The organism is Streptococcus cristatus (assembly GCF_003943465.1).
Classification (GTDB): Bacteria; Bacillota; Bacilli; order Lactobacillales; family Streptococcaceae; genus Streptococcus; species Streptococcus cristatus_C.
In genome coordinates, this window is record NZ_RJPR01000002.1 from 95,342 (window position 1) to 109,039 (window position 13,698).

Genomic DNA, 13,698 nt, shown 5'->3' on the forward strand with positions numbered 1-13,698 from the left:
AAGGACATACAAAAGTGTTCAGCCTAACTTTTTATTTGACTTGAATTGTCAAAGTAAGTGCACAATTTTACCATAAAATACTTCATAAGGAGTTTTCCAGTTGAGACACTTTCGTAGTCTATTATTTAGTTTGTCTTCCCACAGCTGAATGGTGTGCTCATCAATGAATGTCAAATCACTCCCTTTGGAAAAATATTCTCGTAGTAATCCATTGGTATTCTCATTGGTTCCTCGTTGCCAAGGCGCATGAGGGTTTGGGAAATAGACCTCTACCTTTAATTTGTCGGTCCAATCTTGATGATTCGTGAATTCTTTTCCTCTATCTGGAATGACGGTTTCTTTCGGCAAAGGCTCCAACATTTGTACCATAGCCTCTATGACAAGTTTGCTTTTCTTGACCGCTACCTTCTTGATTTTAAGAAAACGAGAATAGCGATCGGTTAGAGTCACTAAACAAGCTTTTCCAGTTTTCCCTGCAACCGTGTCTGCTTCCCAATCACCGCTCCCTAGTTCGCTTGTTTGCTTCTTCGGGTCTTTCATGAATGGTATGAGAAATAAGAATTTTCCCTCTGTTTTCAACATGACCTTTCGTATGACGTGTTTTCCCAGGATGAGGGAGTTTGCGAATCACACCACGAGCACCATGTGAAAGCTTGTCTCCAAAATGACCGCGATAGATGGCTCTGTAAATCGTTTGATAACTAATAACAGATTTCCCATATTCTAGGCACAACCGGCCGTCTATTTCTTCAGGAGACCATTGGCAATCGAGAAAAGGTGCTTGACGGTATTGCTTAAATGATGATCTATTTCAAGCTTTTTCTTTCGCCCACAGTGTGATTTTGCAAGTTTATAAGATGCTTGTGCTTTGTTGGGAGAATAACTTCCTGATTTTGAATGTCGCTTCCACTCCCGACTAATGCTGGAAGGATGACGATGAAGTAACTTAGCAATTTGAGAAAATTTAGGCCTTGCATATGGTAAATGTGAATACTTTCACGCTCATCTATGGTAAAATGGTTATAGCTCATAAGATTTCCTTTCGTAACTAGTTCGTTCAATTCTATTTTACTAGAAAATCTTATGAGTTTTTATTGTGCACTTATATTGTATATTCAAGATATAAAGAAATAGTAACTATTCATCTTAAACATGCCAAATTCTTTAGCGATAAATTTAACCCTTCCTTCGCCAGCGGATCACTAATTCTGAAGTCAGATGAGTCAGGATAATCGTCAGAAGGAAGACCCAACGGCCCTTTTCCCACTTGGGCAGATGCTGGAAATTAAGAAGAAAAAAAGATAACTCAATGAAGATGGGATGAAGGAAGAAATAAAAGATACTTAGGTCTTTTAAATGTCTCCAGTTTTTTTCTTGCTTCCATCTAGTTTTTAACAGCCAATTGAATAAGAAAAAACTAAACGGAATAAGAGCAAAGAAAAAGTTTTTATCTAATCCCTGCCTGAAGTAAATCAGCACTCCTTCTGCTACTAGCAAGAGACTTGATAGCAGAAGTAAAAGCCTGCATTTTTTGTGTAATAACTCTATATGTCTATAATCAGCTAGAAAGTAGCCTAAATAGATAAAAATAGGCGTATAGAAGAGACCATTTCTGCTAGTAAAAAAGAGCTTAGCATAAGCATCATACCAGTCTGTTAGAAGACTAGGAGCCAGATAGGCGTGATAAGTCTCAATAGCACCTAAGGCATATAGAACCAGTAAAAGGACAAATGTTTTCTTGGGGCCTAATTTCTTATATAAAAAATGGACCAACAGTAAGCCTAATAGAAAGGCTGGAATGTACCAAAGTTGATAACATAAGCCGATATACAAAAGCCCAGCCAACAAGGCCAAAGGAGCGTAATGTTTTTGAACTGGCAGGGTCCAAAAATACGCCAAGGCATAAGGAACATAAATCCCGCTCCACAAAAGATACTGCTTCAAAATACGCTTAACGTACAGCTTCATATCCTGCTTCTTAGCCAAGCTGGATTTTAGCATAAAAGCTGATGAAATCAGAAAAAATGGCACTGCCATGCGACCAAACATGCTTTTCTGAGTAAAATGCAAGACTTCATTTTCAAAAAGTCGCTGACAATGCACCAAAATTACCAAAATTGAAGCTAGGTACTGAAACAAACTGAGCATGGCATAGTTGACCGGCTGCTCAGGCTCTCTGACATTTCTTTCTGCCATAAATACTCTCCCTAGGAAGATATGCTTAATAAATAGATTTAGTGCTTGCTCAGCCAAACATGCTGAAAAGCAGCAATATCCCGATAAGGCGATTGGTTGCAGACAGCCAGCTCCATTTCAAGCATCTTTTCAGCCCAGTCAGGGGCAGTTTTATAGTCATTGGCCTGTAAGCCGTAAAAAATTCGTACTCCCTGATAATCCTCAATTTCTAATGGCAGACCTGCAATCACTTCTTGGACCTGATAGACCTTAGCAGCTCCCATGCTGTGGGTTTGATATTCCTCACCTGCCAAAAGCTGCTGAGCCTTCTCAGTGTCATTTTCAAAAACCACCGTATGCATAATGCGCCCAACCTCGTGATGCTTGACCAGAGAAATTTTTCCATCCTTTTTTAAGAGACGGGAAAATTCAGCTAAATAAAGAGCTGGCTCAGACACATACTCTAAAACATTATGACAGATGATGACATCAAAAGACTGGTCTGGCAATGTTTGTAGAACTTCTAGACTGCCTTGCAATTGCTCATAGGAAAAGTCCTGCTTGCGCTCGGCAATCATTTCTGGGTTCGGCTCGATGGCGGTCACTTGGTTCTTTTCCGCTAGAAAATCAGCCACAATCCCAAAACCGCTGCCGAAATCAAGGATTTTCTGGCCCCTCAGCGACTCTAGAAAGGCAAAAATAATATCATACTGAAGCTTGCCCCAAGGCGCCTGCAGATGGGCCTTGTAAGCTTGTAGATTAGCTGTCATAAAACCTCACTTATAGTTAAACATATTGGCTGCCATCTTGTCAGCAATTCTTGGAAAAAGGGTATAAAGCTTGTGCGCTAGATTGAGAATTCCAGGTAGATTCATTTCCCGCTTCTTTTTGCCAAAAGATTTGACAATTTTGCCTGCTACAAAGTCTGGCTCAAGCATATATTTGTCGACTGCTTTTACATAGGATCCGTCAGGATCCGCTTGATCGAAAAAGGCTGTTTTGATAGGACCTGGATTTACCGTCGTGACATAGACACCAAAAGGCAGGAGTTCCAAACGCAAGGCGTTAGAAAAACCAATAGCTGCAAACTTGGTCGCCGAATACAGACTAGACTTGCTACTGGCAATGAGACCGGCCATACTAACGATATTAACGATATGGCCTCGGCCTGCCCGCTTCATGCGAGCCCCAAAGATACGGGACAGGTTCATCAGGGCAAAGGTATTGACCTCAAACATGGCCTCGATATCATTTGAGCTGATTTTGTCAAATTCTTCAAAAATTCCATAGCCAGCGTTATTAACTAGGACATCGACTTGGCCGTATTGCTTGTCAATCCGCTCAGCAAATCTTTCCAAAGCTGAGCCATCTGTGATATCCAGCTCCACTAGGTCAAGATTTTCCCTTTCTCCATATAATTTTTCCAGCTTAGCCTTGCTCCGTCCGACCAAAATCAGTCGATCCTTGGGCAAGAACTTAACCATTTCCTGAGCCAGCCCACCGCTAGCCCCTGTGATGATGATGGTGCGCATTGTTCTGCCTTTCGTGTTGTTAATTTAATGAAATCTTTTTCCAGCTAAATAGTCAGCATAAGCTTGATCAATGACCGGAGCAAAAAGATGATAATCCTCCCAGCTACCTAAAAATTCCAAAGGTAGGTCGTACAAGTCATTGACTACAAATTCGGAATAATCCTTCATGTACTGATGTTCATAATAATTGTTCACAAAAGCCTGAAAGTCCTTTTTGACATCCATTGTTCCCAATTTTCCGTCACACCAGTCTAGAACATAATCCACACCCAAAGTTTGCTCGTCTTTGACACTCTGGAGTGATGTTTCTTCATCAGGACTCATCATTTCCTTTGCATCATGCTGGATGAGCCAAGTCACAAAGAAGCCAATATGATTCGCAGCCCAACGATGAATCTCTCGGTAATCATCTTGTGTCAATTCCTCATTTTGTAATTGGTAGCTATAAAGATAGTTGGTTAATGCATCCTCAAAATACCAATCAGCTTTATCTAATAAACGATTTTCAACTGCCATTTTATTTTCCTCTCAACGAAACTATCCGAGACTGTAAAATTATAACTCAACCTCTTCCAGGTCCTTGACCACGTGGACATTGTCAAAGACAGCACTGGCATCGCGCCGCATTTGGCTAATATCTTTCGATAAGAAACGTGCGCTGACATGATTGAGCAAGAGGCGTTTGACACCAGCTTCTTTGGCTACCTCTGCGGCTTGCATATTGGTCGAATGACCATGCTTGCGGGCCATCTTTTCATCTCCCTTGCCATAGGTCGCTTCATGAACCAGCACATCCGCAGCCACAGCCAAGCGAACACTTGAGTCAGTCTTCCTGGTATCACCCAAGATGGTAATAGTTTTACCCGGGCGAGGAGCTGAGATGTAATCAGCCGCGATAATCTTCGTGCCATCTTCGAGAACGATATCCTGACCATTCTTGACCTTTCCAAAGAGAGGGCCAAAAGGAACGCCCGCCTCACGCAGCTTATCCGCATCCAGCGTTCCTTCCAAATCTTTCTGCATCACCCGATAGCCCACACAGAAAATCGTGTGATCCAGCTTATCCGCATAAACAGTGAACTTGTCCGTTTCCAGAATCTTGCCCAGACCGTTTTCATCAAACTCATGAAAATCAATTCGATAGGGCAGACGAGAACCAGACACGCGCAAGCTTGTCATCACAAAGCTTTTGATACCGACTGGTCCATAAATTTCCACATCCGTCTGCTCTTCATTGGCCTGAAAAGCTCGGCTAGAGAGGAAACCCGGCAAACCGAAAATATGGTCGCCGTGTAGGTGCGTGATGAAAATCTTTGAAATCTTACGAGGTTTGATGGTGGTTTCCAAGATTTGATTCTGGGTACCTTCGCCGCAATCAAACATCCAGACTTCATTGATTTCCTCCAAAAGCTTGAGGACAAGGCTAGACACATTGCGAGCCTTGGACGGCTGACCGGCTCCAGTTCCTAAAAATTGTAATTGCATATTTTTCTTTCTAAATGATATAAATCATAGCAGAGCGATTCTGCGAGTGATAGTATTTTTTGCCAGCATAGGACTGGGCTAACTGATTGACTTCATCTTGATTGTAGCCCAGAACTCTCTGACTGCCATCCGCCAGCTGCTGCCAGTCGGTCAAGGCAGTCAGCGCCTGACTGTCCACGACTTGAGACTCAGGTCTGAGAGGCATCAATTTTATCTGACTTTCTTCTTCAAAAACCAAGTACTGTGGGAAGACTTGGGCGATTTCAAAGAGCAAGTCAGCTGATACCGGCTCTGGATTTTCAGGGAAGACCAAGCCGACTTCCTCGTTCTCATAGCAAAATCCGTAGGACTTGCCAGAAAGATTGAGCCGGACAAAAGGCTTGCTTTCTACAAAGCTAGGCTCAGTATTCCACAAATCGAGCGCTTGCGTAATTTCTAGAAAATAAACTGTTGCGGCTTCCGGACTTTTCTTTTGATAAAGCTCAGCAAAGTAAGCATTGATAACGCTGGGCGGCGGTGTGATGAAGCTAAGCTTCTGCTCTTCTGTCAGGCCAGCCAATACTTGCTCTAAGTAAACCCTGTCTAGGCTAGTAAAACCGCCGTATTTGAGGGCCAAGTCAATATAATCAGTCATAAAATTCTTCCAGTTTCCATTTATTTTTTTCGGCAATCCAACCTGAAATCGTTTCGACATCGTCTATGTATTCTCGATGTCCGATAATTGCGACCTTCTCTAAATCATGAATCTTGTAGGCTTTAGCAGGAGCTACCTTGATGGTAAAAGGCAAAAAGAGCTCTTTCATCCGCTCCAGCAGGACTTGCTGCAAAATAGCTCTGCTATTGTCCGCCTTAGCCGAAATCAAAGAATAAGGAGTCAGGGTCGGGGTGAAATCCTCAGCCTTATCCGCTTTGTTATAGAGAGTCAGCCGGGGAATATCCAGCATATCCAACTCTTTCATGATGTCAAGGACAGTCTTTTCATGCTCCTCATGGTGAGGGTCGCTGGCATCAATGACATGGACCAGCAAATCAACATTTTTGCTCTCTTCCAGTGTGGATTTAAAGCTAGATACCAGCTCTGTCGGCAAATCCTGAATGAAGCCAACTGTGTCCGTCAGAGTGACATTGAGCTGGCCACTGAGGTTGATGTTCTTAGTAGTGGCGTCTAGCGTCGCAAAGAGTTCGTCCGCCTCATACTGGCTCTTGCTGGTCAAGCAGTTCATGATCGTAGACTTGCCAGCATTGGTATAACCGATGAGGCCGATTTTGAAAATACTGGATTCCAGCCGTTTTTCACGAACGGTTGCCCGATTTTTCTCCACTGCCTTGAGCTGGCGCTCAATATCATGAATCTGATTGCGGACACTGCGTCGATTGAGCTCCAGCTGACTTTCACCAGGTCCGCGAGAGCCAATTCCACCAGCCTGACGGCTGAGCATAATGCCCTGGCCAACCAAGCGAGGCAAGAGGTACTTGAGCTGGGCCAGATGCACCTGAAGTTTCCCCTCATGACTCCTAGCCCTCATGGCAAAAATATCCAAAATGAGCTGCATACGGTCAATGACCTTGACACCAAAGCTTTCCTCCAGATTGACATTTTGCCGAGGTGTCAAGCGGTTATTGACAATAACTGTCGAAATCTCTTCGGCATCAACCATCTGTCGGATTTCTTCTAACTTGCCAGATCCGACAAAGGTCTTGCTATCATACTTTTCCCGCTTTTGGCTATAGGAACCCACTACCTCTGCCCCTGCGGTCTCGGCTAAACTTTGCAGTTCTTCCATGGATAGGTCAAAATTCTCCGTGTCTGGTAGTTCCACACCGACCAGAAAGACACGCTCTATTTTTTTTTCTGTTTCTATCATTTCATATCCTTACTAAGACTTGGTGAGCCAGTTATTTGTCCAAAAATTTCCTGATGTCTTCCATAACCTGCTCTTTGTAGTCTGGATTTCCCACCTGATAAAAGGTCACGGCCATCCGATTGCGAAACCAAGTCAGTTGCCGCTTGGCGAAACGGCGGGTATTCTGCTTGAGCTTGTCCACGGCCTCTTCAAGACTTATCTGGCCTTCAAAGTAGGGGAAAAGTTCCTTGTAGCCGATGCCTTTGCTGGCTTGACTGGTTGGAGCATTCTCAAACAGCCAACGGGCTTCTTCTAAAAGTCCGGCTTCTATCATCAGATCAACCCGCTGATTGATTCGCTCATAAAGTTTTTGTCGCTCATCATCTAGGCAAATCAGCAGGGCTTCATAGTCTGGCTGGCTGTTTTCTAGCGAACCTCCTAGATGAACAATCTCCAGCGCCCTCATAGCCCTGCGTCGATTTATCTGAGGAATCTCGATGCCCAGCTCTGCTATTTTCCCAAACAAAGCTTCATCTGACCAACTATCCAGCTGCGCCCGATAGGCTAAAATCTCCTCATGAGAGACAGAGCCGCCCAGATGATAGCCCTCGAGCAAACTCTGGATATATAGCCCTGTGCCACCGCAAATGATGGGAAGCTGTCCTTGAGCCGCAATCTCACGAATTGCTTGAGACGCCTCAGTCACAAAATCATAGGCAGAATAACTCTCGCCGACCTCCCGCACATCTAGCAGATGATGGGGAATGCCCTCCTGCTCTTCAGGACGAATCTTAGCCGTGCCAATATCCAAGCCACGATAAACCTGCTGGCTATCACCGCTGATGATTTGGCCATTGAAGCGCTTGGCTACCTCGATACTCAGAGCCGTTTTCCCAACTGCCGTCGGCCCCACTATCACAATTATTTTGGTTTTCATCTTTTTTCCTTGAAAAAATTTTGATTTTTCGTTACTATTAATTATAACATAAATAATAAAAGTTCAGAAAAGGAGAAATCACATGGCTAAAGGATTTGGAAAAGGCGTTCTTACAGGTGTAGCAGGTACTGTCGCTGCTCTTGCTGGTGCAGTCTATGCCTTTAAGAAAAAAGTCATCGAACCTGAGGAACAAAAAGCAGCTTTCATCGAAGAAAACCGTAAGAAAGCCGCTCGCAAACGTGTAGCACACTAAGCCTGCACATTTTACAAAAGAGAGTGGGACAGAAATCGTTAATTCGTTAGAATTCGATGTCGTCGTCCCACCTCCGCACAGTTGAGTAGGGCTGTAAAAGCTGATGAAATCAGCCTAGTAGAGCCCACTCAACCACTGCGTCTTGCTCGATAATCCAAAGACAATTGAGAGGCTAGGACTTTTGTCCCAGCCTCTTTTCTTTTGTAGAAAACAGCAAGCTGAATAACTGCTATAGATAAAACAACTAATCTTTTACATTTCTCTATTTCTTAGATGGCTGAATGCCATGAGAGCTAAAGATATAATTGCTTAAGAGCAAGAATACTAACAACCCAAGCACAAAAAATAAATTATAAGTGGACTCAGAGGACAGGAAAACGAAAGGAATCGCGAGACACAAAATTATGACATAAAAGACTTTCAACTGCTTAATATAAAGCCAGAAGAGTTCAATACTCAGACTGCCACTGATCTGCGACTTAGACTTACTTTTCGAGTACCAGATGATAAATGTTTCCGCGAAACAGAATAGACTTAGCAAAAATACCATGCTCCCAAAGCGAATCTGCAGTAGAATGCCCACTGCTAACAATAAGATGAGGCCTAAGCTCGTAGCAGCTACTGATCGCCTAGTATTAGTCATAAAATCAACTCCTTTAAAGGATAAATTCAAAGAATGTCTTTAGCACTTTTTTCCTTTTTATTCTCAAGTAATTCAAAAAATCAATTCCTATTTCTATGATGAGAACTAAGAACTATAAGCAAAACCATTAAAAACGAGACAATTAGACCTACCGTAGTTTGGTTTAAAAACGGATAATTGAAAAATAAATAATTACAGAGTGTTAATAATAGACCTCCTGCCGTTAGCATAAAAGATATAAGCAGACAAATTTTATAAACCAATTTTTTTCCATATTAGTGACCTCTTTTTTCCTTGTATATTCCATCAGAAAAGCGAAACTACTTTTCTAAAATAAACTAAAATAGACAACAGCTAGTTTAAAGTCCTCTTTTTCGGATGATCCGATAAGTCATCAGACAGCAGAGGAGCATGAGAGAGAGCCGGATCATGATTACGCTGACACCATTTGCGGTAAAATCACTGAAGAAAAATCCTTTGCTATTGGAAAGTTTCAATAAGATTCCTTCCGTTCCATCGGTTGAAATTGAAAAAATAGTTAGTATCTTATTCATCAGGCCATCTCTGAAGATATTCATCAAAAAGTCTGGAGCCAAGAACATCCCTACAGAACTTGCAAATGTTGCTAGCGGCGACTTTGTCAAACTGGATATGAGAACCATCACCCCAAGAATAAAGAGTAAACCAACAAACTGGAATAGAATAAGGCGAATCAACAATTCTAAGAGATTCATATGGACAGGAAATTGCAAAATATTATAAATAGTCGAAATCCACTCCAAGTTCATCTGGACGCTGGTATCCCAACCGCTCCAACCGAAGTAGGTCCCAAACACCAGCAAAACAAGGCTGTTAACAAGGGCAAATGTTAAAGTAGCAATTCCAAAAACAGATACGATTTTTGCAATCGTTAACTGGTTGCGACCATATTTAGTCGTTAAAAGCAATGAATCCATCTTTCTTGCTCGATCACCTGAGAAAACAGAGCAGCAAATATAGATCACAAATACCACCATTAAACTAAAAGCAGCATTTAAGGTATTAAACAACTTATGCCAAGGAGCAAAATTTCCCAGCTTTAACGTTTTTAAAGGGAAATGAGACTGCAGCTCTTCTTGTGACTTGAGGCTAATCCGGTCATAATGTAAGACATCGTCAGATTTATAAGTATCTGTTAAAATTTCTTGAGAATTCGATACGAGGCGATCAATGGCATACCAGGAAAACATATCATACAAATCATTCTGTTTGAAATAGGGCATATTCGCTGCATAGTCATTAACGATTTTATCCATTAACTCATCAGATAAATAACCAGTATGCTCTTCAGCAATCTTTTGTTTGATCACAACTGCTTGTTTCCCATGTATTCGATCAGCTGAAGATCCGCTAATCTGTCCATCATTAAAAAAATTTGCATAAAACAATCCAGCTAAAACCAGTATAATAGCCAGGACTGCACCTAAAACTGACTTCTTTTTTAGTAATTTTTTCAATTCAAAAGGAACTAATGCTATCATCCATTTACCTCCTCTCTAAAGTAATAAATATACAAATCTTCCAGACTCGGAATCACTCGTTGCGCCCCTTCGACAGGACCCTTATCGCTAATAACCCGCAAGACGATACCGTCTGGTTCTATCCGCTCATTCACAATTACATAATCCTTTGCAAAACGCTGCCACTCACGTTCGGAAACACGAAATTCCCAAACTTGCCCCTCGATAAGTGAAAGAAGTTCCTTAGCACTACCTCTTTCCACAAAATTTCCATCTTTTAAGATTAGGATTTCCTTGGCTATCGCTTCTACGTCCGATACGATATGGGTAGATAAGAGGATGATTTTATTAGCCGATAGCTCACTGATAATATTTCTGAATTTCACCCTTTCCTTGGGATCCAGTCCCACAGTCGGCTCATCTAAAATCAATATTTTGGGATTGTTGAGAAGTGCCTGCGCAATGCCCAGTCTTTGCTTCATACCACCCGAATAGGAAGCAATCTTCTTTTTCCGAACATCGTATAAACCAGTAAGTTTCAAAAACTTATCGCTCTCTACTCTGGCTTGTTTCTTCGTCATTCCCTTAAGAGCGGCCATATATAAAAGGAAATCGAGCCCCGTAAAGTTATGATAATAAGAAAAATCTTGAGGCAAGAATCCGAGATACTGGATATACTCTTCTACATGCGAGGCGCCATCAAACTTTATCCTTCCTTGGCTCGGCTTTATGAGATCACAAATGATATTCATCAAGGTCGTCTTACCCGTACCATTTGCCCCAAGCAAACCATAAACTCCCTCAGTAAATTCGCAGGAAATATCTTTAAGAACAGACTTAGAGCCATAGCTCTTGCTAATGCCTATCATTTCTAACTTCATAGATGCCCTCCATTCCAAAAAGCGCCATTAGATATAGCAAATCACCTTTTTCCAAAAATTATAAACGATTATTATACTGTTATTATAACATAAATTTTTGATTAAAAGTTTTTTTAATAGACTTCAACCATTTGTAAAGTCAATCTTAATCTGCTTAGATTATAGCGCACTTTCTTCAAATAACAAGCCGAAAATCATAAACAGTCTGTATTTCATCCTAAATGGTCATTTGAAGAAAAAAACACAGCACTTGCTAGAAGCAAATGCTGATTTTATTGAAAAAATAAAATTTAAATTACAAAGAGCATAAGAAAGAATTGACCAGCAGGATATTCCATATCGTCTTCTTGGAAAAATTCTATAAGAAATATTCTTAGAAAACATTACGAAAAAGTAAGACAGAGAGAGTATAGCGATATACCGCTCAATTTTAGCAAATCTAATTTGTTTTATGTTTTCTATTAACCATCTTGGCATATTTTATTCCCCAAATTAGTAGAATAAGTAAGATAAATAATAGAATAGTGGATATCAGAGCAATTAATTTTTGAAATTCATCACTGATCGTTATCAGTCTGTAAGAACTAAATATAAACAGAGCCAAAGTCAAAATAGTAAAGAAAATTTGGTTTGATAAGATGTCGGAACTGCTTTCTTTTTTTATTTGGTTCATAAAATAAAGATTTAACACAAGATTGCTCCCAAGTATCAAATAAAAACAAATCTGGACTAGAAGCGATGCTTTAAAAACCTGGTTGCTTAAAATCATAATGAATAAAGCCAGGCTAGGAAGCTGGGCAGTTAAAAATCGCATTAGATATGTATTGCTATATAATTTCTTCATTTCTTGTCACTCCTAACAATTAAATAACAAAAAAACCAGACAACACTTTGAGTTTACGTTATATTTGTCTCTAAACAAGGCATTTCTCTTAGTGCCTTCGTATTCTTAGACCCTATATTAATTATAGCACTTTTAAACAGGTGTGGCACTAAAAATCTTAAATTGTCTTTTTAACTCATAAACAGTTCTTGTTACTCTCATTGAGTTAAATCAAGTGGCAAATCTAATCATTCGCAATCTAATAAATTCATTTTATCTCCAACTCTTGTCTAAAAGAGTGATCATGACTAATGGTACGCAGAGAAACATTGGGATAGTGACTGATAATATTTTGAACATTGGAGAGACCAAGCCCTCTATTTTCTCCTTTAGTGCTAAAGCCCTTTTTAAAAATATTATCGGAATGGATAGAAAACTCTTTTATTGTATTCTCAACAATAAAAATCTGTCTACCTTCCTGCTCCAAAAAGGCAAAAGAAACTACTGGATGACTAGTCTCCACTGCTGCTTCTATAGCATTATCAGCCAGTATGGAAACAATCGTGATAAAATCAAGCAACTCCATTCCTTGAGGTTTGATTTCTTGAGGAACTTCCAAGCCAATTTCTATTCCCTTGCTCTGAGCTTCTAGAAATTTTGCTGACAAGACGCTCTTGAGAGCATCATTGTGGATATTGGATAGACGACCCAAATCATATTTAGATTGGTTGAACGCTTGACCTGAGTCTTTAAGAACTTGGTTATAAATCTGCTCGATGGCTGGTAAATCATGCGTATCAATTCCTAACTTCAGACTCCTTAAAATATTGATGTAATCATGCCGGAAACTTCGCAACTCATTATAAAGTTCTTCAATGTGCTGACTGTAATCGGACATATTTCTCAATTGTAACTCTCTTTGTTCACTTAACTGCTGTTGAATTCGCTCTCGCAAATTACGGTCTAGGATATTTATCGAACTTAGAAAGAGAATAATATAAACAACTACGATTATTTCACGATAATATAAGTTAGGTGACTGCTGATACATTTCGATATAAGTAAAATATTTGACAAATATATAATAAAGAATCATGGAAATATTTAGAAAAATAATTAATTTTATATCTTTTTTTCTTAACTTATACTCTCTTAATCGTTTAAAATCATAATACAATAGTCTAGGTAAGAATAATGATAATAAACTAGCTAGAATTGCTGAAATATATATAGTATATTTATTAGGATCTATCTGAACTTGAACATGGGGATGTATTATATTTCTTAAAAAGAAAGAGAATAGACGATATAGAACATTCCAAAAGATAACTGGAAAAAGACCATAGAATATAGAAAGAACCTTTGGTATATTTTTGTTTATCAATAAGGAAAAAATTAAAAAATAGATAGGAAGCGTTAAGAAATTAACATATGAAAAAAATTTATTCTCAATCACTAAGTCTATGATCGCAAGCAAAATCCCTATAAAATTCAATCCTAGAGTTGCTAATAGATACTTTTTCCAATTCATTTTTTCGCCACTGATATTTGAAAAAAGAATAAATAAAGCTAAAACCTGAAATATTAATGCTACAATTTTCAATCCTATGAACATAAACTCCTCCT

At 40.0% G+C, this 13,698-nt stretch carries 13 protein-coding genes and 1 pseudogene; 1 reads left to right on the forward strand and 13 read right to left on the reverse strand.

Annotation, left to right across the window (positions count from 1 at the left end):
• Positions 1–48: 48 nt before the first annotated feature.
• The 9 genes and pseudogenes from D8793_RS12425 to miaA form a co-directional block, all read right to left on the reverse strand.
• Positions 49–1,031, reverse strand: a pseudogene (locus D8793_RS12425) (IS30 family transposase).
• Between the two features lie 145 nt (positions 1,032–1,176).
• Complete coding sequence (locus D8793_RS02980; RefSeq protein WP_125370522.1) at positions 1,177–2,196, reverse strand: acyltransferase family protein; 1,020 nt, start codon at positions 2,194–2,196, stop codon at positions 1,177–1,179.
• A 38-nt stretch (positions 2,197–2,234) separates the two neighbouring features.
• The gene (locus D8793_RS02985; protein WP_125370523.1) at positions 2,235–2,945 is read right to left on the reverse strand and encodes a class I SAM-dependent methyltransferase; all 711 of its coding nucleotides are present in this window, start codon (positions 2,943–2,945) and stop codon (positions 2,235–2,237) included.
• 6 nt (positions 2,946–2,951) lie between these two features.
• Entirely contained in the window at positions 2,952–3,707 is a 756-nt protein-coding gene (locus tag D8793_RS02990) for an SDR family NAD(P)-dependent oxidoreductase (RefSeq protein WP_125370524.1), read from the reverse strand.
• A 24-nt stretch (positions 3,708–3,731) separates the two neighbouring features.
• The gene (locus D8793_RS02995; RefSeq protein ID WP_125370525.1) at positions 3,732–4,223 is read right to left on the reverse strand and encodes a DUF7832 domain-containing protein; all 492 of its coding nucleotides are present in this window, start codon (positions 4,221–4,223) and stop codon (positions 3,732–3,734) included.
• Between the two features lie 39 nt (positions 4,224–4,262).
• Positions 4,263–5,192 carry a ribonuclease Z gene (gene rnz, locus D8793_RS03000; RefSeq protein ID WP_125370526.1) on the reverse strand — a complete coding sequence of 310 codons (930 nt, stop codon included), beginning with the start codon at positions 5,190–5,192 and terminating at the stop codon, positions 4,263–4,265.
• A 10-nt stretch (positions 5,193–5,202) separates the two neighbouring features.
• Positions 5,203–5,826, reverse strand: coding sequence for a cystathionine beta-lyase (locus tag D8793_RS03005; RefSeq protein ID WP_185760990.1), 624 nt, complete (start codon positions 5,824–5,826; stop codon positions 5,203–5,205).
• On the reverse strand, positions 5,819–7,057 hold the full coding sequence (gene hflX, locus D8793_RS03010) for a GTPase HflX (RefSeq protein ID WP_125370528.1): 1,239 nt from the start codon (positions 7,055–7,057) through the stop codon (positions 5,819–5,821). Before hflX ends, D8793_RS03005 begins: the two co-directional genes overlap by 8 nt.
• Positions 7,058–7,088: 31 nt before the next feature.
• Entirely contained in the window at positions 7,089–7,973 is an 885-nt protein-coding gene (gene miaA / locus D8793_RS03015) for a tRNA (adenosine(37)-N6)-dimethylallyltransferase MiaA (protein WP_125370529.1), read from the reverse strand.
• An 82-nt stretch (positions 7,974–8,055) separates the two neighbouring features.
• Between miaA and D8793_RS03020 the strand changes: the two genes are divergently transcribed.
• Positions 8,056–8,226 carry a DUF3042 family protein gene (locus tag D8793_RS03020; RefSeq protein ID WP_005590510.1) on the forward strand — a complete coding sequence of 57 codons (171 nt, stop codon included), beginning with the start codon at positions 8,056–8,058 and terminating at the stop codon, positions 8,224–8,226.
• 262 nt (positions 8,227–8,488) lie between these two features.
• Here the strand turns inward: D8793_RS03020 and D8793_RS12110 are convergent, their stop codons facing one another.
• From D8793_RS12110 to D8793_RS11805, 4 genes are all read right to left on the reverse strand, one after another.
• Positions 8,489–8,869 carry a hypothetical protein gene (locus D8793_RS12110; RefSeq protein ID WP_125370530.1) on the reverse strand — a complete coding sequence of 127 codons (381 nt, stop codon included), beginning with the start codon at positions 8,867–8,869 and terminating at the stop codon, positions 8,489–8,491.
• 359 nt (positions 8,870–9,228) lie between these two features.
• Positions 9,229–10,389 (reverse strand): ABC transporter permease subunit, encoded by a 1,161-nt coding sequence (locus tag D8793_RS03040; protein WP_125370532.1) that lies wholly within the window; start codon positions 10,387–10,389, stop codon positions 9,229–9,231.
• Entirely contained in the window at positions 10,386–11,249 is an 864-nt protein-coding gene (locus D8793_RS03045; protein ID WP_125370533.1) for an ABC transporter ATP-binding protein, read from the reverse strand. The genes D8793_RS03040 and D8793_RS03045 overlap by 4 nt, the downstream gene beginning before the upstream one ends.
• 1,091 nt (positions 11,250–12,340) lie before the next feature.
• Positions 12,341–13,687, reverse strand: a complete 1,347-nt coding sequence (locus D8793_RS11805; protein ID WP_142999379.1) for a sensor histidine kinase — start codon at positions 13,685–13,687, stop codon at positions 12,341–12,343.
• Positions 13,688–13,698: the final 11 nt, after the last annotated feature.